A 23,332-nucleotide genomic window follows, 5' to 3' on the forward strand; every position below is an offset into this window, starting at 1 on the left:
ATATATACATTGGTGAATATAAAATAAAAAGGAGATTTTAATATGTCTAAAAAGGTTATAGTAGTAGGTGGAGTTGCAGGTGGGGCATCAACAGCTGCAAGGCTTAGAAGATTAGAAGAAGATTTTGAAATAATTATGTTTGAAAAAGGTGAATATATATCTTTTGCAAACTGTGGACTTCCATATTATATAGGCGAGGTTATAACAGAAAGAGAAAAACTTATAGTTCAAACTGTTGAAGCTATGAGTGATAAATTTAATATGGATATAAGAAATTTAAGTGAAGTTATTGAAATAGATAAAGAAAATAAAAAAGTAAATGTTAAAAATCATAAAACAGGAGAAACATATGATGAAAGTTATGATGTATTGGTTTTATCCCCAGGGGCAAGTCCGATAAAACCTCCTATAAGTGGAATAAATGATTGTAATAATTTATTTACATTAAGAAATATACCTGATACAGATAAAATAAAGGCTTATGTAGATAAAGATACTACTAAAAAGGCTGTTGTAATAGGTGGAGGATTTATTGGGATAGAAATGGCTGAAAACTTGGTTGAAAGAGGCATATATGTAACGCTAGTTGAAGCTAGTTCTCAAGTTATGGCTCCTCTTGATGTAGAAATGGTAAGCACTATACACGAACATTTAATAGATCATGGTATAAATTTAATTTTAGATGATGGAGTAAAAGAGTTTAAAAACAATGGTAGAATAGTAGCATTAAACAGTGGCAAAGAAATAGAAACAGATTTAATAATTTTATCTATAGGAGTTAGACCTGAAACATCAATAGCTAAAGATGCAGGATTAAAACTAAATGAAAGAGGCGCTATAGTTGTTGATGAATATATGAAAACTTCAGATGAGAATATATATGCATTAGGAGATGCTGTAGAAATTCTAGACTTTATAAACAAAAAACCTACAATGATACCATTAGCGTGGCCAGCTAACAGACAGGGAAGATTAGTTGCTGACAACATATGTGGGAAAAACATTAAATATAAAGGAACATTAGGATCATCTGTAGCAAAAATATTTGATTATACAGTAGCTACAACTGGAAATAATGAAAAAATATTGAAGAGACTAGGAATAGATTATGAAGTTGTGCATATTCATCCAAACTCAAGTGCTGGATATTATCCAGGGGCATTTCCTATAGCTTATAAAATGATATTTGATAAAAAAACAGGTAAAATATATGGAGCACAAGGTGTTGGTATTGAAGGTGTAGAAAAACGTATAGATGTTTTAGCTACTGCAATAAAGGCTAATTTAACTGTATTTGACTTACAAGATGTAGAACCATGTTATGCACCGCCATATAACTCAGCTAAAGATCCTGTTAATATGCTAGGATATTATGCATCAAATATCATAGAAGGAGATATAAAAACTATACAGTATCATGAGGTTGACGAAGTTTTAGATAGAGGAGATATAGTTTTAGATGTAAGGGATGAGTTTGAGTTAGCAACAGGAATGATTGAAGGTTCTATTAATATACCTCTTGGATCATTAAGAAAAAGAATAGATGAAATACCAAAGGATAAAAATATTTATGTTACTTGTCAAGTTGGATTAAGAGGATATATTGCTTGTAGAATATTAACACAAAGAGGATATAAATGTTTTAATATAGATGGTGGAATTAAGACTTACTCGTCTATAAAAAGAGCTAAAAAAGCTGTTGAAAATCAAAAAAATAATGTTGAATTTAATGAAAATAATCAGTTAATAAATGAAGAGGTTGCAGTTATGAATGATAATATAAAAGCAAATATTAAATTAGATGCTTGTGGACTTCAATGCCCAGGGCCAATAAGAAGAGTTTTTGAAGAAGTTTCAAAGATGGAAAGCGGAGATATAATAGAAGTAAAAGCAAGTGATGTTGCTTTTAGCAAAGATATAAAAGCATGGTGTGAAACAACAGGAAACGCATTATTAAAAGCTGAGTTTAATAAAGATAAAAAAGCTTATGTAGCATATATACAAAAAGGAGAAAATCCTGTTAATGCAAAAGCTTCATGCTCTTTAACTAATCAAGTTGGAAAAGATGGGGCAACAATGGTAGTATTTAGTGGAGATTTAGATAAGGCTATAGCATCATTTATAATAGCTACAGGTGCAGCATCAATGGGTAAAGAAGTTACAATGTTTTTCACATTCTGGGGACTTAATGTATTAAAGAGAAAAGAAAAAGTAAAAGTTCAAAAAGATACTATGGAAAAAATGTTTGATATGATGTTACCAAGCAATACAAATAAACTTCCTTTATCAAAAATGAATATGGGCGGAATGGGGCCAAAAATGATAAATGAAATAATGAAAAAGCATAATGTTGATGATATCGATACATTAATAAATAATGCTATAAATATGGGTGTTAAACTAGTTGCTTGTTCTATGAGTATGGATTTAATGGGAATTAAAAAAGAGGAACTTATAGATGGGGTAGATTTAGGTGGAGTTGCAGCATACTTAGGAGCAGCTGAAGATTCTGGATTAAACTTATTTATATAATTTAATAATAATAAAAAGGGAGTGATTTAAATTACTCCCTTTAATTTTGTTATTTAATATTTAAAATTTAGAAACTATGTATTTAAGTTATATTAAGTAATGTAAATTTATATAATTTATTAGATTATATAAAAAGAGAGATGTGGTTAAATGAATTATTTAAGTTACTTAAATATTAAGAATTTCAGAGGCGTAAAAGACTTAGAATTAGAAAATTTACTTACAATAAATATAATTGTTGGGGATAACAATAGTGGTAAAACTTCTATTTTAGAAGCTATATCACTGTTAGAGAATCCAGATAGTGTAAGAAATATGATAGTCAATGCGGCTAAAAGAGACAGTAATAATGTATCTAAATTTGAACTCTTTTTAGAGATGTTTCCTAAAGGTCAAAATGAAAATAGGAGTATACATATTGATTCAATTATAAATCAATGTGAACATGAATTTAAAATACAAGGGAACTTAAGTGATGTAATTGACTTCAATGATATGGAGAGAAACTTTGAAAGTAAGGTTTTTGAAGGGGTAGTAAGTCTTAAGCAGAATAACCAACAATTAGTTAATAAAGAAATATATATTCAAGAAAATAAAAAATTAAGATTTAGTGGAAGTTATAGGACTATAAAAATGGTATACATAACACCCTATGACCATTTTAAAGAAAATTCATTAAATACAACTATAGAAATTATAAAAGATGGAGACAAAGATAAGATAATTGAATTACTTAGAAAGTTTGATGAAAATATAATAGGGTTTGAAGTTTTACCAAATGAGTACATGAATACGTCAGCCATATATGTAAATCACAAAAAGTTTAAACTAATGCCATTATCTAGCTTTGGAGATGGAGTAAAAAAAGTAATAACATTAGCATCAGCTATAATTAGTTCAAAAGGTGGTATATTACTTATAGACGAAATAGAGACTGCTATATACAAAGATATGATAAAAGAAGTTTTTGATTGGTTTGTAAAAGCATGTATAGAATATAAGGTTCAGCTTATTTGTACTACTCATAGTTTAGAAGTCATTGACTCAATGATTGATGGAATAGAAAATAAGATAGATGATTTAGCTTGTTTTAGAATAGAATCTATAAATGATTATGCGTACACAACTAGATTTTCAGGTAGTAAACTAAAAGATATAAGAACTATATTAGGTCAGGATGTGAGATGATGAAAAATATTTTATTTTTCGTAGAAGGAGTTCATGATGCTAACTGTGTAGCTAAGATTCTAGATCTGAATGGTTTTAAAGAAATTAGAAGTATAGATAATCTACCTGAAATATGGAAAAGGAAAATACCTAGAACATACCCTTTTGTTAAAGATAGAATTGAAAGATATGTACCGATCCCATCATATTTTACAAATCAGAAAGTTATAATTGTAATTATTTGTACAAATGGAGAAGGAAGACTTATAAAAGAAATTGATTTATATATTAGTAATATGAGCAAATCTGAGTTAAACCAGATAAAGAGTATATGTGCAATTTTTGATGCAGATCAAAAGATAGCTAAAGAAACCTTTAATGAAAAATTTAAAGATAAGAAAAAAGACATGATTATATGTAAACAAGATTTTTTAGATGAAGAAATAAATATAAAAGGAGAAAAAATTAATTTATATAATTATTTCTTTCCTGACAATGAAAGTAAAGGAACTTTAGAGAATTTATTACTAGATGGTGCATGTATAGTTTATAAGGACCTTATAGAACAAGTCAATGATTATATTAAAAATATAGATGAAAAACATAAATATAATTGGAGCATTTCTAGTGAAAATAAAGTAAGGGTAGGATGTATAGCTAATGTTTTTCAGCCAGGAAGTGCAAATCAAAGTTCAATAAGACGTGATGATTGGATAAGTGAAGAGAGTATTAAATATAGTGAAGATATTAGAAAGTTTTATGAATTTATTGTGAATATAATAAATTTTTAAAATATAATAATTTTTTTTATTTATGATTTATTATTTTTATGTGGGGTATATATTAATTGAGAATAGTTTGATTTATAATTAAATTAAGATCTTTAATGTGTATGATTTTATACATATTTTACTATAATTAATAAAGTAGACAAAAGAAAAGAGAGGTAACGTAAATGGGAAATTGTAATTCATGTCCATCTAAAGGAAATTGTAATAAGCAAGAAACTTGTACAATAGAAAATAATCCTAATAATAAAATAAAAAATATAATAGGCGTAATGAGTGGAAAAGGTGGAGTTGGAAAATCTACTGTAACAGCTCTTATTGCAAAAAAATTAAATAAAATGGGATATAAGGTTGGTATATTAGATGCAGATATAACAGGTCCAAGTATTCCAAGACTTATGGGAGTTCAAGATGAAAGAGCAACTTCACCAAATGGAAAAGATATATATCCTATAGTAACTAAAGATAACATAAAGGCAATGTCGATAAACTTTATGGTTGGAGAAGAAAATCAAGCTATAGTATGGAAAGGACCTATAATTAGTAACACAGTAAAACAGTTTTATAAAGATGTAATGTGGGAAGAACTAGATTATCTATTAATAGATATGCCTCCAGGGACAGGAGATGTTCCACTTACAGTAATGCAAAACATACCTTTAAATGGAGTTGTTATGGTTTCGGTTCCTCAAGATATGATATCTATGATAGTGGCAAAAGCTGTAAATATGGCTAAGATGCTTAATATAAAAGTATTAGGTGTTGTTGAAAATATGAGTTATATTCAATGTCCAGATTGTGATAAAAAGATAAAGTTATTTGATGGAGAAGAAACAGAAGAATTCTTAAAAGAAATGAACTTAAAACTTTTAGGAGAACTTCCAATGACTAAGGAAATTGTTAATATAACACACAATGGTGTTGATGATATAAGTGACGAGTTAAACAATATACTAACTGGAATAGTAGAAAATATAAAATAGAATATAAATAAAAAAAGCGACCTTGTTTAAAGGTCGTTTTTTTATGCTATTTAAAATTATATTTAAATTTTGATATTTTAGAAATTTAAAAATGTATAAAAATGAGATAATTTGTTTTTGAAAAATAAAATATTGTAAAAATAATGAATATTTGGAAAATTATATTGTTTTTAATATAACAATGTGATACTATTATAAAAAAAGAATAATACATAAAAAAATAAAGGGGGCGTAATATGAGTAAATCAGCAGTTAAAGAAAAAAAGAGTTTTTTGATGAAGTCTCTAGATGGGATAGAGTACATAGGTAATAAATTACCACATCCAGTTACTTTATTTGCAATGCTTTGTGTTGCAATCGCTATTATATCTGCAATAGCAGCTAGTATGGGGTTAAGTGTAACAGCCGAACTTATAAATAGAGAAACAATGGAAGTAGAGAAACAAACTATAACAGCAGTTAGTTTATTAAATGGTGAAGGTTTTAAATACATGTTAGAAAATGCTGTAACAAACTTCACTTCATTTGCACCACTTGGAGTTGTTTTAGTTGGAATGTTAGGAATAGGACTAGCTGAAAGTTCAGGGTATATAGGAACATTACTTAAAAAAATAGTTAGTGTAACACCATCAAAATTAATAGTTCCAACTATGGTTTTCTTAGGAATAATGTCAAATATGGCGTCAGATGCAGGATATGTTATATTAATTCCACTTGGAGCTTTAGTTTTTATGGCTTATGGAAGGCATCCGCTTGCAGGAATAGCAGCAGCATTTGCTGGAGTTTCAGGAGGATTTAGTGCAAACTTATTAATTGGGACAGTAGATCCTATGCTTGCAGGAATAACAAATGAGGCAGCACACATACTGGATCCTACAGTTAGTATAAGTGCAACTGCGAATTACTTCTTTATGGTAGCATCTACATTTTTAATAACAATATTAGGGACTATAATAACTACAAAAATTATAGAACCTAAATTAGGTAAATATGATTCTAAAATGGCAAAAGATTCAGCTGGAATGTCAAGAGCTAGTGACTTACAAACTATAAAACCTGAAGAAGCTAAAGCAATGAAAGCTGCAAACTTTACTTTATTATTTATGGTAATTGGGTTAGTTATTCTTGTTGCAATGCCTAATTCATTTTTAAGAAACCTAGATAAAGCAAGTTTCCTAGATTCTATAGTTGATCACTCAACTTTAATGAATGGTCTAATACCAATAATAGCATTATTGTTCTTTGTACCATCAGTGGTTTACGGTAAAATTGCTAAAACTGTAAAAAATGAAAAAGAAGTTGCAGCACATATGAGTAAAGCAATGAGCTCAATGGGTGGATACTTATGTTTAGCATTCGTTGCAGCTCAATTTATAAAATACTTTGAATATACAAATTTAGGAACTATAATTGCTGTAAGAGGAGCAGAGTTCTTACAGTCTATAAATATAGGTTCAATACCATTACTTGTTGGATTTATAATAATAACAGGATTTATAAATCTGTTTATGGGATCTGCATCAGCTAAGTGGGCTATAATGGCTCCTGTATTTATACCAATGTTTTTAAAACTTGGAATAGGTGCAGATGTAGTTCAAACTGCATATAGAATAGCGGATAGTTCTACAAATATAATATCTCCACTTATGAGTTACTTTGCAATGGTTATAGTATTTATGCAAGCATATAAGAAAGATACGGGAATTGGTACGGTTATATCGTTGATGTTACCATATTCTATGACATTCTTAATAGCTTGGACATTACTATTTGTAGTATGGATGAGTTTAGGAATACCGGTAGGATTTTAAATTAAATATAAAAAGAGCTGTTTCATTTATGAAACAGCTCTTTTTTATATATTATATATCCTATGAAGTTTCACACCTATTGAAATTTTTTCATAAAACTCAATATTTGATTTATCTAGATTTAATATTGATTTAACTTTTAAAATTCTGTATCGAATTGTATTTTCATGCTGAAATAATTCACTAGAAACTTTTTTATAATCGCCATCATGGTTGACGAAGCTTATTAGAGTTTCTAAAAGGAAGGATTTATTTGCTTTATCATAGTCTAAAATAGGTTTCATTATATTGGAATATAGTTCTTTAGCCTCATCTAAGTCTTTACAGCACATAAGCAATGAATATATACCTAGTGAATTATATTTAATTATTTTTTCGTTAGATATTGAGTAAGAACTAGAAGAAATTAATGCTTGATTTATTGCATTTTTACAGGATGTTATAGGTATGTAATTATCACTAATTCCTATTATAGAATCATTAATATTATATTTTATATGATTAATATAAAAATCTAACATTTTGTTTAATTCGGATTTGGATATGCTATTGTAAGTTATTAATAGCAATAAACCATTCTTAAATGGTAAACATGTAGTTGCCTTATTTTTTGATAACAAATCTATTAAATTTTTATTCCAGATATCATTTATATTTTCTGAATAACAGTATATGGCAGTTACATATTTTAAAAAAGAATAATTTATAGATTTTAATGTATTGTGGATATCACTATTAGATAAATTGCTTTCTAGTAGTGAAGATATTCTCATTTCTAGTATAATGTTTTTTTGTTTTTCTAATATAAGTGACATAATTTCATTCATTACATCACCATAGGAAGTAGTATAGTCTATAGTAACTATAGGAAAATTAATATCATTTCAAACTTCTATTAGTTTTTGTGTAAAACTGTTTAAATATTCATTTGTTATGCAAAAACAAGCACATCCACATGAATCTATAAATTTTAACGCATATAAAGCATAATCTTCATCATCTTTAAATGGGAAAAAATTACTTATAAAAAAATCACCTTCTTTCAAGACTAATTTATCCCTATTAACTTCTATAGGACAATCAAAAACAGATACTCTATTGATAATTCTATCTAAACCTTTATGGCCAGCTATTACTTTGCTATCTTTAAAAATATCGAGCTTTAACGCATCTCTAACTGATATACCCACTGAAATACCCCCAATACTATATTTAATAATATTTTAACAGAAATTTTAAAATATTTGTTAAAATTGTGAAAAATACAAAAAATTCAAATGTATTATTATAAATTTTACAAACTAAGATTGTTAAAAATATATTATCATTTAATCAAAGTAATAAATCAGAAGGGGGAATAATTGTGAAATTGGAAATAGGTAACTTTTATGTAAAAAGTATAGAATTTAGCAATGAGACAAGTTATGAAAATGGTATTTTAAGATTAAATAAAGAGGAACTCTTAAACTTTATTAAAGAAGATGAAAGAATAACAGATGCGGATTTACATATTGTAAACCCTGGAGAAATGATAAGATTATGTCCTGTAAAAGAAGCAATAGAACCTAGAGTTAAAGTAGATAATAGAGCATTATTCCCAGGCTTTACAGGTGATTTAGAAAATTGCGGTCATGGCAAAACACATGCTTTAAAAGATTGTAGTGTACTAGTTGTAGGCAAACATTGGGGAGGATTTCAAGATGGATTAATAGATATGGGAGGAAAAGGTGCAAAGTATACTTACTTCTCTAAAATTAAAAATATAGTATTAGTTGCTGACACAAATGAAGATTTTGAAAAAAATGAGCAGCAAAAGAAAAATGATGCTTTAAGAGTTGCAGGTCATAAGTTAGCTGAATATATAGCAAAGTGTGTACAAGAATTAGAGCCTGAAGAAGTAGAAGTTTATGAACTTGAGGGAATTACAAAAAGAAGTGAAAAAGTTAATGGACTTCCTAGTGTAGTGTTTGTTATGCAATTACAATCTCAAATGGAAGAAGATGGATATAATGATTTGACTTATGGATGGAACACAAATCATTTGGTGCCAACATTAATGCATCCGAATGAAATATTAGATGGAGCTGTAGTATCAGGAAGCTTTATGCCATGTTCATCAAAATGGTCCACTTATGATATACAAAATGCACCAGTAATAAAAAGATTATATAAAGAACATGGAAAAAGCTTGAACTTTTTAGGGGTTATATTATCTAACTTAAATGTATCATTAGAGCAAAAGGAACGATCTGCTATATATGTAGCGCAAATTGCTAAGACATTAGGCGCAGATGGAGCAATAGTTGCAGAAGAAGGATATGGAAATCCAGACGCTGATTTTGTAGGTTGTATAGTTGCACTAGAAGATGTTGGAGTAAAAGTAGTTGGACTTACGAATGAATGCACGGGAAGAGATGGAAACTCACAACCTTTAGTTACATTAGATGAAAAGCTAGATGCAATAGTATCTTGTGGAAATGTTTCTGAACTTATCGATTTACCTCCGATGGAAAAAGTTATAGGAGAGTTAGAGTCATTATCAAGAGATGGATTGTCAGGAGGATGGAGTGATGATGAAATACTAGGTCCTTCAGTAAGAGAGGATGGATCGATTATAATGGAAAACAATGCTATGTTCTGTGGAGACCAAGTGTTAGGCTGGTCAACTAAAACAATGAAGGAATTCTAAAAATAGGGGGTAAAAATATGAAAAAGGCTATAGTATACCTAAATCAATTTTTCGGGCAAATAGGAGGAGAAGACAAAGCTGATTTTAAACCACAAATAAAAGAAGGGGTTATAGGGCCTTCAATTCAGATGGAGAAACTATTAGAAGATACTATTGTTACTCATACTATAATATGTGGGGATAACTTTATGGGATCCAATACAGATGAAGCAGTAGCAGTTATAATTGAACTTTTAAAAGATAAAGACTTTGATATATTCATAGCTGGGCCAGCATTTCAAGCAGGAAGATATGGAGTTGCATGTGGACAAATATGTAAAGCGGTAAAAGAGAAACTAAATAAACCTGTAGTTACTTCAATGCATGAAGAAAATCCAGGGGTTGATATGTTTAAAAAATATATGTACATTTTAAAGGGCGGAAATAGTGCTGGTAAAATGAGACATGATTTAGCTAATATGGCAAAGATATCTAACAAAATATTAAGAAATCAAACTATATTAGATTCACAAACAGAAGGTTATTTCGGAAGAGGAAATAGACATCAAGTTTGGATTGAAGATGAAAAAATGGCAGCTGATAGAGCTGTTGAAATGATTATAAAGAAATTAAATAATGAAAGTTATGAAACAGAGCTACCTATACCTAAAATAGATAAAGTAGCAATAGCTCCAGCTATTAAAGAATTAAGTAAAGCAACAATAGCATTAGTAAATACGGGTGGAATAGTGCCTGTTGATAATCCAGATAAAATACAATCAGCATCAGCTACTAGATGGGGAAGATATGATATATCAAGCACTGATGATTTGAAAAGTGGCGTTTATAAAACAATACATGCAGGATTTGATCCAGCTGTAGCTGATGATGATCCAGATGTAATAACACCTATAGATGCTCTTAAAACTTATGAAAAGGAAGGCGTAATAGGTAAATTGCATGAATACTTTTATTCAACAGTTGGGACTGGGACTACTCAAGCAGAAGCTGCAAAGATGGCAAATGAAATAATTCCTTATCTACAAGAAGCTAAAGTTGATGCTATCATAATGGTTTCTACATGAGGTACTTGTACTCGTTGTGGAGCAACGATGGTAAAAGAATTTGAAAAAGTAGGTTTTCCAATTGTCCAAATGTGCAATTTAATACCTGTTGCAAAAACTGTAGGATCTAATAGAATAGTACCTACAATATCAATACCATACCCTCTTGGAGATCCTTCAAAATCTAAAGCTGAACAATTTAAAATAAGATATAAGATGGTAGGGACAGCATTAAAAGCGTTAACTACAGATATAGAAGAACAAACTGTATTTAAAAATTAATATTTATCAATGTAAAACTAAAAATTAGGAGGATAAATATGAAAAATACAGTCAAAAAAGAGGATAATAGAGTATTTTATATTTCGTTATTGATAGTATTACCTATGTGTTTATGGGCAGTGATATCGAGTAAAAGTTTTTCAAAGGCAGCAGATGCAGCATTAAGTTTTTTGACAAGTAAGTTTGGATGGCTATATTTAATATCAATGCTATTGTTTGTAATATTTGCAATATGGTTAGCTTTAAGCAAATATGGAAATATAAAATTAGGGCCAGATGATTCTAAACCGGAGTATTCAACTTCATCATGGTTTGCCATGTTATTTGGAGCTGGGATGGGTATTGGTCTAATATTTTGGGGAGTAGCAGAACCATTATCTCATTTTGTTTCACCAAAAGGTAACATAGTCCCTGGAAGCACAGAAGCTGCGGACTTTGCCATTAAATCATCATTTCTTCACTGGGGGATACACCCTTGGGCAGGGTACAGTATAATTGGATTGTCTCTTGCGTACTTTCAATTTAGGAAAGGAAAATCAGGGTTGATAAGTTCAATATTAGAACCTGTAATAGGAAAAAAGATAAATGGATGGATAGGAATAACAATAGATGTTCTTGCTGTATTTGCAACTATAGCAGGGATAGCCACATCTCTAGGACTTGGAACTATGCAAATAAATAGTGGACTTAGTTATTTGTTTAATGTGCCTAATAACGCTATTACTCAAATCATTATAATTGTTATAACAACTTTTGTATTTATAGCTACAGCTGTATCGGGAGTAGATAAAGGAATAAAGAAAGTATCCGATTTAAATTTAATACTAGCGCTTATAGTAACTGCTGCAGCTTTTTTAGTAGGGCCTACATTAGAAATAATAAATAGTTTTACAAATTCACTAGGAAGCTATGCTCAAAATATATTATCAGATAGTTTAGCAATAGGAGCATATTCTGACAATACTTGGACAAATAAATGGACGGTATTTTACTGGGCATGGTGGATAGCTTGGGCTCCTTTTGTAGGGACATTTATAGCTAGAATTTCAAAGGGAAGAACTATAAGAGAATTTATAGTAGGGGTTATGGGAGCTCCAGCAATTGCATCTTTTATATTCTTTGCAATATTTGGGAACCTAGGAATTAATCTATCTTTTGGAAAAGGGTTAGAACTTACGGCAATTGAAAATATAGCATCCGATGTATCTACTGCATTTTTTTCAGTACTTAGTAATTATAATTTTGGGTTTATAATATCTATTATAACAATAATACTTCTAATTACATTTTTTATAACATCAGCAAATTCAGCTACATTTGTTTTAGGAATGTTTACATCACAGGGAGATTTAAATCCAAGTAACAGAAAAAAAATAATGTTAGGCTTATTACAATCTTTTTTAGCTGTAGTACTTTTGTTAACGGGAGGTCTAAATGCACTTCAGACTTCATCTCTGATTGCGGCGTTTCCATTTATATTTATAATGATATTAGCATGCATTGCCTTAGTTAAAGAACTCAGAAAAGAAAATCTAAATGAAAAAGAAGAAAAGGAAATTAGCAAATAAATAGATTAGAGCTACTTCGAAATGGAGTAGCTCTGTTTTATTAAAAAACATTATAAATACTTAATTTCCCACAATATGCTAGAATTAATGTATGAAGTAAAAAATATAATATATAGTAAGTTAGGAATAACTAAAAGGAGGTATTAACATGCAAATCTTAACAATTGAAAATATACCAGGGAAAAAAATAGTAGAAGTTGTTGGGTTAGTTAAAGGTAGTACAATAAGGGCAAAACATATAGGAAAAGATATTGGAGCAAGTTTTAAGCAATTAGTTGGTGGAGAGCTAAAAGGATACGATGAAATGCTAGAAGAAGCTAGAAAAGTAGCTATAGGAAGAATGGTTGAAGATGCAGAAAACAAAGGAGCTAATGCTATAATAGGATTTAGATTAACATCAGCAGCAGTTATGCAAGGAGCAGCAGAGATGCTAGCTTATGGAACTGCTGTAGTTATAGAGGAAGAAAAATAAATTGTTATATTTTATAGGAATGATAGTTATATGTGCATATGTAGCTATCATAGTTGGAAGTATAATATTACTTATCTTAAAGGTTATAGAAAGAAAAAAAAGAGAAACAAGAAGAAGACTGGGATAAGTATGATGATTATTAAATTTATAAATTTAAATAATTATGAATATTTTTAAAAAGTATTGACAAAATATATTAAAAAGTCATATTATAAAAATAAGCAATTATAAAAAAAGCTTTGACGAGAAAGAGTAAGGTTAATGTAATCTTTACAGAGAGTACCCGGTTGGTGAGAGGGGCAAAAGATAATTTAGCTTGAATACATCTCTGAGCTGCACTCCGAAAGATAACAACCAGTAGGCAGTTGCCGGATTTTGCACACGTTATAGTGCTAGAGTATCCCAATAAGTTGGCGTACTTGAAGAGATCATTATTGCGAGATAATGATGAATTAAGGTGGTAACACGTGAGTAATACTCTCGTCCTTTTTATAAGGACGGGAGTTTTTTTATTGTATTGGCGCCGTATAATATTTAAGCTCCCATCCTTAAAAATTAATTTATATAAAATTTTAAGGAGGATTAATTATGAAAAGTATAGATGAACAAATAAGAATAATATCTAAAGGTGTAGATGAAATAATAGGAATAGAAGACCTTAAAAATAAATTAGAAAAATCTCAAAAAGAAAATAAACCTATGGTGGTTAAACTAGGATTAGACCCTAGTGCACCGGATATACACTTAGGACACACTGTTGTACTGAGAAAGATGAAACAGTTACAGGACCTAGGTCATAAAGTAATTATAATTATAGGAGATTTTACAGGTAAAATAGGAGATCCTACAGGAAAATCTAAGGCTAGAAAGGCTCTTAGTACAGAACAAGTATTAGAAAATGCTAAGACGTATGAAGAACAAATTTTAAAAGTGCTAGATAAAGAAAAAACAGAAATTGTTTTTAATAGTAAGTGGTTATCAAAGTTAAGTTTTGAGGAAGCTATAAGTTTAGCCGCTACTACTACAGTAGCTAGAATGCTTGAAAGAGAAGACTTTAAAAAAAGATATGAAAGTCAAACTCCAATATCTCTACATGAATTTTTCTACCCTCTAATGCAAGGATTTGACTCAGTTGAGATAAAAGCAGATATAGAATTAGGAGGAACTGATCAAAGATTTAATGTATTAATGGGAAGATCATTACAAAAAGAATTTAATCAAGAACCTCAAGTAACTATATTTATGCCACTACTTGAAGGATTAGATGGTAAAGATAAAATGAGTAAAAGTTTAGGAAATTACATTGGAATAGATGAACAAGCTAATATAATGTATGAAAAAGCTATGACTATACCTGATGAACTTATAATAAAATACTTTGAATTAGTAACAGACATTCATCCTGATATAGTAGATAAGATTAAGTTAGACCTAGAAGAAAATAGAGTAAATCCTAGAGATATAAAAATGAACCTAGCTAAAGAAATAGTTAAACTATACCATGAAGAAGAAAAAGCTATTGAGGCTGAAAATAGATTTAAAGAAGTTTTTCAAAAAGGCCAAATACCTAATGATATAAAAACTGTAGATGTATTAAAATCTGACTTTGATTTAATCAATGAGTTAGTTAAAAATAAATTAGTAAGCAGCAAAAGCGAAGTTAGAAGACTTATAACACAAGGTGGGGTTAAAGTTAATAATGAAAAACTAGATGATATAAAGAATGTAAACATAAATGATACTATGATAGTTCAAGTAGGAAAGAAAAAATTTATTAAAATATGCTTAAAATAATAATTTAAATATTTATTTAAACTTCTAGACTTTTTTAAATCAAAAGTCTAGAAGTTTCTTTATAATTTACATTAACTTAGTAAGTTAATAGTTAAAAATAATACATATTAAAACATTAATAAAGTTTGATATTAAACTCATATACATGTATAATTATTTTAGAATGAAATTAAGTTACTTTTTACAAAGGGAGTTTATATAATGAGTAATATAAAAATACTATGTGATACAATGAATGATGTACCAGAGAATATAATGAAAACATACGATATAGAGGTACTGCCAACAACTATAATATTTGAAGGAAAAGAGTATAAAGCAGGAGTAGACATAGGTGAAGATGAATTTTACAAATTACTAAGAAGTAGTGAGAATATACCATCTACATCTCAAATTACATATGCTACATTTAAAGAAACTTTTGAAAAGTACATAAATGAAGGTAAGCAAGTTTTATACTTAGCGGGTTCATCTGCTGCATCTGGAACATATCAATCAGCTATGATAGCTAAAAATGATATTGAGGGAGAGGTTTATATATTTGATACATATGGACTTTCTATAGGCGGCGGAATTTTAATAGGTGAAGCTGCTAAAATGGCAACTGAAGGATACGATATAGAACAAATAATGAATAAATTAGAAGAAGAAAAGGAAAAGGTAAATGTATTTTTCTCTGTTGATTCATTAGACTACCTACAAAAAGGTGGAAGAATATCAGGAACTAAAGCTGCTATAGGAACTTTACTTAATATAAAACCAATATTAAAAATAGAAGATGGTTTAGTTAAGCAAAAGACTCAAGTAAGAGGTAGTAAGAAAATAATACCTTCATTGATAGAACAACTTAGATCAGAAATTGGTGAAGATTTTTCAGACAAAGATGTCTATGTTGGATATGGTGATGATGTAAACGAACATAAGAAATTTATGGAAAAAGTAAAAGAAGAGTTAGAGCCAAGAAATGTATATCCTTTCAGAATAGGAGCTTGTGTTTCTTGTCATTCAGGACCTAGCGTTTTAGGAATAGCATGTTTAAAATAAGGAATTATAATATTATAATAATAAAGAAAAAGACCTCTTAATTTAGAGGTCTTTTTCATCTGCAATTTTTTTGAATATAGTTTAATGAACTTTTCATATCGTTAAAAGAATTTCTAGGAATCATTAAACGTTCAATTCCATTATAAAATCCATAGACATCAAAAATTTTATCTATTTTTACTTGTATTATATCGTCGATAATATCTATATAAATGCATTTAGAATATTTACTAAAAGATTTAAATATAAGAATTTTATTGCTACTTAGTTGAATCATTTTAAAACCATTAAGGTATAAATTACTATCTAAAAAATTCATAAATTCTTCCATAAAATTACCTCCGACTACTAGTATTAACAAGGTTTTTGATTTATATAACTATTTACTAAAAATTACAACATTAAGTCATAAACTTGTATAAATTTTCCTATTGTAGTAAATTAAAAACGAGGTTAAGTGACATAATTATATATATACTTTGTAGGAGGCAAGTCAATGAAAATAAATAAAGAAAAATTCATATATGAATTTACAAGAAATCAAGCTACTCATGAAGAAATACATGAAAATATATTAGAGGGAATGAATGTGCATGGAGCAAATTTTATAATTTTAATTTGTGCAATAATAATAGCATCTGTTGGGCTGAATATGAATGCTACTGCAGTTATTATAGGGGCAATGTTAATCTCTCCACTAATGGGTTCAATTATAGGAATAGGGTATGGTGTAGGTACATATAATGTGAAGCTTTTAAGAGAAGCTTTCAAAATTTTAATAATTTCAATTGTAATAAGTATAGTAACATCTACACTTTATTTTTCAATTACGCCAATAACAACAGCCGGAAGTGAAATATTATCAAGGACTAGTCCTACTATTTGGGATGTTATAATAGCTTTTGTAGGTGGAATAGCAGGGATGATAGGTATAACTCGTAATAAGGCAAGTAATGTTATACCTGGAGTTGCAATAGCAACTGCGCTTATGCCTCCACTTTGTACAGCTGGATATGGACTAGCGACAAAACAATATGGAATGTTTTTTGGAGCTGGGTATTTATTTTTTATAAATGGATTTTTTATAACAATAGCAACTGTAATAGTTACGAAAGCATTAAATATTCCAACAAGAATAAACATATGCAATATAAAAGAAAGAAAAGTTAAAAAATTTATAATCATAGCATCTATAATTGTTATAATTCCAAGTATGTTTTCTGCAGTTAGTATGATAAAAGAAACTCTAGATGAAAGTAATTTAGATAAATTTATAAGAGAAGAATTAGGAAATCAATATGTTGTAAGTAAAAAAATAAGTGAAAAAAATGATACAATTACATTAGTTGTAGTAGGGGAAAGAATCTCTAATAATCATTTAAAAGAATTACAACAAAGTTTAAGTGATTATGGATTTGAAGATAAAAAATTAGTTGTACAACAAGATGAAAGTAAAATTTCAGATATTGACAAATACATAAATGAAATTAAAAACAAAAGTAGTGATTTTATAATAGACAATCAGTCTAAAAGTAAAAATGAAGTAGAAAAACAAATTAAGGAATCTGAAATGGGTACAAGTGAAATTTCAAAAGAGTTAAAGGCTATATATCCTCAAATAAATGAAGTATATTCAGGTTATTTAATTGGTGAAACGGATAAATCTAAAGAGATTCCTACCTTGGTAATATATAGTAGTGATGAAAATTTTTCAAATAAAATAGATAATATTGAAAAATGGTTTGAAGCAAGAACAGGTCAACAGAATGTAAAAGTCTATGTAGAACAACGTAATCAAGAGGATGCAAAAACAGATAATGAAATTAATAGATAATTTTAACAATAACAAGCAATAAATACTAATTATAGATGATTTTTAAAATATATGTTTGTTTTATTATAGAGAGATATATAGAAATATGCTATAGTTAGAAAAGTAAAATATATTTTGGGAGTTGGGGCAAAATGAGTGAAAATCAAGAAAGCTTAGTTGATCCACTTTTAAAAAGTGGTAGCGTTTATAAATTAAAATGTGATAAATGTAGATCTGTATCTATACAAATTACACAGAATAAAGAACCTGATTGTATTTGTTTAGAATGCGGAGGTAAATGTATTTCATCAAAAATAAAATAATTTATTTAAAAAGGCTACTTCAAAATAGTTATAAAAATATTTTTGAAGAGTCTTTTTTACTTTAATATAAAAATTATTGTTCTTAGGAGGAATAAATGAAAAAAACTATAGGCGTACTAGCTCATGTAGATGCAGGGAAAACTACATTTTGTGAGCAAGTTTTATATCACACAAAATCAATTAAAAATAGAGGAAGAGTGGATGATAAAAACACTTTTTTAGATAATCATGAAATAGAAAAACAAAGAGGTATAACTATATTTTCTGAACAAGGCAAATTTTATTATAATGGATCAAGTTATAATTTGATAGATACTCCAGGTCATATAGATTTTTCTCCAGAGATGGAAAGATCTATAAGGATAATGGATTATGCAGTTGTAATAATAAGTGCTGTAGAAAAAGTTCAAGTACACACTAAAACTGTATTTAGGTTATTAAAAAAACATAGAGTTCCTACTTTTTTATTTATAAATAAAATTGATAGAAGTGGTATTGATGCAGAACTTTTATTAAGTGATATTAAATCAAAACTAACTGAAAATACTGTGGATTTAAGCGATAAATTAAATATAGATGGAAGCAATATAACATTAAGTGAAGAGTTAATTGAATTTATAGCTGAAAGTGATGAAGAACTAATTGAAAGATATTTAAATAATGATTATGATGAAAAAATATGGATATATAAGTTGAAAGAAAAAATAAAAAAGTGTGAGATATACCCTATATTGAGAGGTTCTGCCCTTCATGATATAGGAATACATGAGTTTTTAGAAAAGCTTGATTTATTAACTTATACGGAATACAAAAATGATGAAGATTTTATAGGGAAAGTTTATAAAGTAAAGTATGATGAGAATAGAAATAGAATAACGTATGTAAAAGCTATTAGAGGTAAAATGAAAGTAAAAGATGAAATTTCATATATTGTAGGTGATGATATACATACTGAAAAAATTAATAGCATTAGAATATATAATTCTAATAAGTTTGAAAGCATTAATGAAGTTGAAGCAGGTCAAATTTTTGGAATTGAGGGTTTAAGCGAGGCAAATACAGGAGCTGTTTTGTATAAAAATTTTTCAAGTAATTTTTATGAAGCCGATTGTGAATTAGATATGGTACCTACATTAACTTCAAAAGTTATATTTGATAAAAGTTTAAATGTAAAAGAAGTTTTGAGTATTTTTCAAATTTTACAGAATGAAGAACCTTCTTTGAATATAGTATGGAATGAAAATTTAAAAGAAATACAAGTAAATATAATGGGTAAAATTCAATTAGAGGTTCTAAAGGAAATTTTAAAAAGTAGATTTGGTTTAAATATTGATTTTGGAAAAAGTGAAATATTATATAAAGAAACTGTAAAAGAAAGAACAATAGGATATGGGCATTTCGAGCCGTTAGGTCATTATGCTGAAGTACACTTATGCATAGAACCTGTTGTGAGAAACAGTGGAATTAAATTTAAAAGCATTGCACATACAGATAATTTAACTCAAGGACATCAAAACTTAGTTAAAACTCATATATTTGAAAAAGAACATAGTGGAATTTTATGTGGATACCCTGTAACAGATATTGAAGTCACATTAATCAATGGAAGAGCTCATAACAAACACACTAGTGGAGGTGACTTTAGACAAGCTACTTTAAGAGCATTAAGACAAGGTTTAGAGCAAGTTGAAAATGAAATACTAGAACCTTTTTATAAATTTAAAATAGAAATAGGCTATGAATATATAGGTAGAGTAATTTCAGATATACAAAAAATGAATGGAGAGTTTGATAACCCTATAATAAATGAAGACATTTGTATAATAGAAGGTAGAGGACCTGTTGCCACGTTAATAGATTATCCGCTAGAAATCATTAGTTTTAGCAAAGGTAGTGGAAGTATTGTATTTATATTTGATGGGTATGATGTATGCCATAATAAAAGTGAGGTAATTTCCAATAAAGGATATGATAAAGATAGTGATATTGAATATACGTCGAATTCTATATTTTGTTCAAAGGGAGAAAGCTATACTATAAAAGGAAAAGATGCGAAAGAATTTATGCATTGTCTATAAAAAAGATTTTTTTACAAGAATATAATATGATAGTAATCAATATAATATAGAAGTTTTAAAGCTTAAATATTAGGGGGGATTATTATTGTATTGTAAGAACTGTGGAAATGAACTAAAAGAAAATGCTAGTATATGTGTAGATTGTGGAGTTTCTATAGGTAAAGGAAATAAATTTTGTAAATTTTGTGGAAATGAAGTAAATGAAGATTCAAAGTTTTGTATAAGTTGTGGAAATGAATTGAATAAGCCTTATATACCTAAAATTAAGGATTGTACTAATCGAAAAATATATTGTAGAAACTGTGCAAATGAAATGGATTGTGAGTCATCTATTTGCACTAAATGTGGAGTAAAAAGGGGTGGAGGAAATTCATATTGTTATGCATGTGGGAAAGAAACTGATGAAAAGGCAGACATATGTGTTCACTGTGGAGTAGAACTTAAAAACAGATTTTCTATGGTTAATTCAAAAGGAACAAAGAGTAAATTAATGGCTGTAATTTTATGTATATTATTTGGAACTATGGGAATACACAGGTTCTATGTAGGAGATAACACTGAAGGATTTATTTTACTAGCATTAACTTTAGGCGGGATTGTAACGTGTGGAATAACTACTATAATTAGTGGGATTTGGGTAATTGTGGATTTGATTTTTATAATAATAGATAAAATAACAGATGAGAATGGCGAACCACTTCAATGGTAAAAGAATTAGACTTTTAGTATACATTTTTATAATTACAATAATATACTTAATTCCAATTAGTTATATAGAAGGTAGAAGTTTTTGTTTATGGTATAATTTATTTGAATTAAAATGTTTTGGATGTGGAATTACTAGAGCTTTTTTTAATTTATCAAGATTAAATATAAAAAAAGCTATAAATTATAATTATATGATTATACTGGTTATTATCCCAATATATTTAATTTTAAAAGATATATTGAATATATTAAAGTGTGAATTTAAAAATTTAAATAGAAAATAAAAGCATGTAGTTAATAACTACATGCTTTTTTTATGTGATTTATTAAAAGATATACTAAATTTAGGTGAGTTGAATTTGTATTGTTAAATTGAACCCATATGTTACAATATTATACAGTTAAACTTATAAAAAAGGAGAACGTATGAAAAGATATAAAAAAACACAAAAAATAACAATATTTATTATTTTATTTATTGCAATTATATTTACATCAGGGTGTCAAAGTGAGAATTTAAAGGAAGTTAAAAATGAAACACAGGTAAAGTCTTATGAATCAAATAATAAATCACAATCGGAAATACACTTTATAGATACTGGAAATAGTGATGCTATACTTATAAAACAAGGAGACGAATCAGCACTTATAGATGGTGGAGATAATGATGATGAAGGAAGAGTTGTAGAATATCTGAAAAAATCAGGAATAAAAGAACTTGAATATGTATTTGCTACACATCCTCATGCAGATCATATTGGAGGACTTGATGCAGTTATAAACTCAATACCAGTAAAAAATGTTTATGTAAGTAATGGAGATGCAAATACAAAAACATATAGGGATTTTATAGAAGCTATTGCAAACAAAGGACTATATCCTAGTGTACCTTTATTAAATAGCGAGTTTGATTTAGGAACGTCAAAGTTTAAAGTTTTATCAGTTGCAAATACAGACGATCCAAATAACAATTCTATAGTTCTTGAATATATAAACGGAAATGATAAAATATTATTAATGGGAGATGCAGAATCTGAAATAGAATCAAAAATAAATACTGAAGATGTAGATTTGTTAAAAGTGGGGCATCACGGTTCTCATAGCAGCACAAGTAAAACTTTTTTAGATAAGATATCACCAGAATATGCAGTTATAATGGTAGGTAAGGATAATAAATATGGACATCCACATAAAGAAACTATGGAGAAGTTAAAACAAGAAAATATTGAAGTACATAGAAGTGATGAGTGTGGGAATATAGTTGTTATATCTACTGGAGATGGATTGAAATTTGATTGTTCAAAAGGTAGTTATAAAAGTGGAAGTGATAAGGGGGACTCAAATAATAACCCAGGAAATATAAATAGCAGTAATTTAAAAGAAGAAAAAGTATATTGGACACCAAATGGGAAGTCATATCACACAACTAATAAATGTAAAAACTTGAGTAGAAGCAAAAACATACTTTCAGGAACGATAAAAGAGTCGGGAAAACTTGATCCATGTGATTCTTGTCACTAATTAATATGAAATAATAATTGAAGTATTTAGTTATTATTGATATATTATATTAAGAAAAAAATTAAATATATATTTAGACGCTAGGGCTAGCATCAGGAGGAAATATGATTGATATAACAGAATTAAAATTTGAATTTAGACAACAAGGAGAAGCTCACAAAGTTGATTTTATAGGTCTTTGTCATATAACAGAAGATCTTTTATGGTTTTGTGAAGAAAGTAATGCTATAGTTTTTGGATTTGAAGATGATAGTGAGTATAAATTAGTTATTAATGAAGATACAGAATATGAGGATATACAAGAGTTCTTTGACAATATAGGAGAAGATCAATGTATATCAGATAGTATAAATATAAAACTTTTAAATTATAGAAATTAAAAAAATTTTAAAAAAGTGTATACATTTTTAAAATAAGTGATATAATAAGTAGTACAGTGATTAAAGAATTACTGATTTAAATAAATGGAGTTAAAAACTTCATGTAGGTATTTAGGAGAACATTTCAATGACTAATGGAATAGTAAAATGGTTTAATAGTGAAAAAGGATTTGGATTTATATCTGTAGAAGGTGGAGATGATGTATTCGCTCATTTCTCAGCTATACAAAGAGACGGATTCAAAACTTTAGAAGAAGGTCAAAAAGTAAGCTTTAATATAGTTGAAGGTGCTAGAGGTCCTCAAGCAGAAAACATAACTATATTATAATTATAGAT

23 protein-coding genes and 1 other annotated feature are annotated in these 23,332 nt (G+C 28.3%); of the genes, 20 read left to right on the forward strand and 3 right to left on the reverse strand.

All coding sequences use genetic code 11. The features are described 5' to 3' along the window. Positions 1-42 precede the first annotated feature (42 nt). The 5 genes from cdr to RWY47_RS08690 all read left to right on the forward strand — a co-directional run bounded on the left by cdr (position 43) and on the right by RWY47_RS08690 (position 7,281). Positions 43-2,532, forward strand: a complete 2,490-nt coding sequence (gene cdr, locus RWY47_RS08670) for a CoA-disulfide reductase (protein WP_224170195.1) — start codon at positions 43-45, stop codon at positions 2,530-2,532. Positions 2,533-2,682: 150 nt separating this feature from the next. Further along, on the forward strand, positions 2,683-3,720 hold the full coding sequence (locus tag RWY47_RS08675; protein WP_150843009.1) for an AAA family ATPase: 1,038 nt from the start codon (positions 2,683-2,685) through the stop codon (positions 3,718-3,720). Beyond that, a complete protein-coding gene (locus tag RWY47_RS08680) occupies positions 3,720-4,490 on the forward strand; it encodes a DUF3226 domain-containing protein (protein WP_150843008.1) in 771 nt (256 codons plus the stop codon). The genes RWY47_RS08675 and RWY47_RS08680 overlap by 1 nt, the downstream gene beginning before the upstream one ends. Before the next feature lie 164 nt (positions 4,491-4,654). After that, positions 4,655-5,470, forward strand: coding sequence for an Mrp/NBP35 family ATP-binding protein (locus RWY47_RS08685; RefSeq protein ID WP_168932238.1), 816 nt, complete (start codon positions 4,655-4,657; stop codon positions 5,468-5,470). Between the two features lie 236 nt (positions 5,471-5,706). Beyond that, complete coding sequence (locus RWY47_RS08690; protein ID WP_021431104.1) at positions 5,707-7,281, forward strand: AbgT family transporter; 1,575 nt, start codon at positions 5,707-5,709, stop codon at positions 7,279-7,281. 44 nt (positions 7,282-7,325) lie between these two features. Here RWY47_RS08690 and RWY47_RS08695 read toward each other — a convergent pair whose 3' ends face one another. Then, positions 7,326-8,108, reverse strand: a complete 783-nt coding sequence (locus RWY47_RS08695) for a PucR family transcriptional regulator (protein WP_168932239.1) — start codon at positions 8,106-8,108, stop codon at positions 7,326-7,328. A 57-nt stretch (positions 8,109-8,165) separates the two neighbouring features. Beyond that, positions 8,166-8,471: a PucR family transcriptional regulator ligand-binding domain-containing protein gene (locus tag RWY47_RS08700; RefSeq protein ID WP_021431102.1), complete on the reverse strand. Its 306-nt coding sequence runs from the start codon at positions 8,469-8,471 to the stop codon at positions 8,166-8,168. A 173-nt stretch (positions 8,472-8,644) separates the two neighbouring features. Between RWY47_RS08700 and RWY47_RS08705 the strand changes: the two genes are divergently transcribed. The 7 genes from RWY47_RS08705 (at position 8,645) to RWY47_RS08735 (ending at position 16,173) form a co-directional block, all read left to right on the forward strand. Beyond that, entirely contained in the window at positions 8,645-9,970 is a 1,326-nt protein-coding gene (locus tag RWY47_RS08705) for a glycine/sarcosine/betaine reductase component B subunit (protein ID WP_150843006.1), read from the forward strand. A gap of 17 nt (positions 9,971-9,987) precedes the next feature. Beyond that, a complete protein-coding gene (grdH, locus tag RWY47_RS08710; RefSeq protein WP_150843005.1) occupies positions 9,988-11,295 on the forward strand; it encodes a betaine reductase selenoprotein B in 1,308 nt (435 codons plus the stop codon). Between the two features lie 38 nt (positions 11,296-11,333). After that, positions 11,334-12,863: a glycine betaine uptake BCCT transporter gene (locus RWY47_RS08715; protein ID WP_150843004.1), complete on the forward strand. Its 1,530-nt coding sequence runs from the start codon at positions 11,334-11,336 to the stop codon at positions 12,861-12,863. Between the two features lie 148 nt (positions 12,864-13,011). Beyond that, positions 13,012-13,335, forward strand: coding sequence for a heavy metal-binding domain-containing protein (locus RWY47_RS08720; RefSeq protein WP_142730662.1), 324 nt, complete (start codon positions 13,012-13,014; stop codon positions 13,333-13,335). A 1-nt stretch (position 13,336) separates the two neighbouring features. Continuing rightward, the gene (locus RWY47_RS08725; RefSeq protein WP_316030292.1) at positions 13,337-13,462 is read left to right on the forward strand and encodes a hypothetical protein; all 126 of its coding nucleotides are present in this window, start codon (positions 13,337-13,339) and stop codon (positions 13,460-13,462) included. A gap of 103 nt (positions 13,463-13,565) precedes the next feature. Then, positions 13,566-13,826 (forward strand) — a binding site (T-box leader). A 97-nt stretch (positions 13,827-13,923) separates the two neighbouring features. Further along, a complete protein-coding gene (tyrS, locus tag RWY47_RS08730) occupies positions 13,924-15,129 on the forward strand; it encodes a tyrosine--tRNA ligase (protein ID WP_168932240.1) in 1,206 nt (401 codons plus the stop codon). A gap of 201 nt (positions 15,130-15,330) precedes the next feature. Beyond that, on the forward strand, positions 15,331-16,173 hold the full coding sequence (locus RWY47_RS08735; protein WP_021431094.1) for a DegV family protein: 843 nt from the start codon (positions 15,331-15,333) through the stop codon (positions 16,171-16,173). 55 nt (positions 16,174-16,228) lie between these two features. On the opposite strand, the gene RWY47_RS08740 is transcribed toward RWY47_RS08735, so the two are convergent. Beyond that, positions 16,229-16,504 carry a hypothetical protein gene (locus RWY47_RS08740; protein ID WP_035118483.1) on the reverse strand — a complete coding sequence of 92 codons (276 nt, stop codon included), beginning with the start codon at positions 16,502-16,504 and terminating at the stop codon, positions 16,229-16,231. A gap of 165 nt (positions 16,505-16,669) precedes the next feature. Here RWY47_RS08740 and RWY47_RS08745 point away from each other — a divergent pair, with 165 nt between their 5' ends. The 8 genes from RWY47_RS08745 (at position 16,670) to RWY47_RS08775 (ending at position 23,324) form a co-directional block, all read left to right on the forward strand. Then, entirely contained in the window at positions 16,670-18,007 is a 1,338-nt protein-coding gene (locus tag RWY47_RS08745; RefSeq protein WP_168932241.1) for a DUF389 domain-containing protein, read from the forward strand. Between the two features lie 131 nt (positions 18,008-18,138). Next, on the forward strand, positions 18,139-18,309 hold the full coding sequence (locus RWY47_RS08750) for a hypothetical protein (RefSeq protein WP_021431092.1): 171 nt from the start codon (positions 18,139-18,141) through the stop codon (positions 18,307-18,309). 95 nt (positions 18,310-18,404) lie between these two features. Further along, entirely contained in the window at positions 18,405-20,387 is a 1,983-nt protein-coding gene (locus RWY47_RS08755; protein WP_168932242.1) for an elongation factor G, read from the forward strand. A gap of 85 nt (positions 20,388-20,472) precedes the next feature. Further along, positions 20,473-21,096 (forward strand): TM2 domain-containing protein, encoded by a 624-nt coding sequence (locus RWY47_RS08760; RefSeq protein WP_150842999.1) that lies wholly within the window; start codon positions 20,473-20,475, stop codon positions 21,094-21,096. Continuing rightward, a complete protein-coding gene (locus tag RWY47_RS18170; RefSeq protein ID WP_206622178.1) occupies positions 21,074-21,379 on the forward strand; it encodes a DUF2752 domain-containing protein in 306 nt (101 codons plus the stop codon). The genes RWY47_RS08760 and RWY47_RS18170 overlap by 23 nt, the downstream gene beginning before the upstream one ends. 142 nt (positions 21,380-21,521) lie before the next feature. After that, positions 21,522-22,616 (forward strand): ComEC/Rec2 family competence protein, encoded by a 1,095-nt coding sequence (locus RWY47_RS08765; protein ID WP_224170196.1) that lies wholly within the window; start codon positions 21,522-21,524, stop codon positions 22,614-22,616. A gap of 104 nt (positions 22,617-22,720) precedes the next feature. Further along, positions 22,721-22,996, forward strand: a complete 276-nt coding sequence (locus RWY47_RS08770) for a hypothetical protein (protein ID WP_035118491.1) — start codon at positions 22,721-22,723, stop codon at positions 22,994-22,996. Between the two features lie 127 nt (positions 22,997-23,123). Next, a complete protein-coding gene (locus tag RWY47_RS08775; RefSeq protein ID WP_021431086.1) occupies positions 23,124-23,324 on the forward strand; it encodes a cold-shock protein in 201 nt (66 codons plus the stop codon). The last annotated feature ends 8 nt before the right edge of the window (positions 23,325-23,332 follow it).

Source organism: Paraclostridium sp. MRS3W1, assembly GCF_032465715.1.
Lineage (GTDB): Bacteria > Bacillota > Clostridia > Peptostreptococcales > Peptostreptococcaceae > Paraclostridium > Paraclostridium dentum.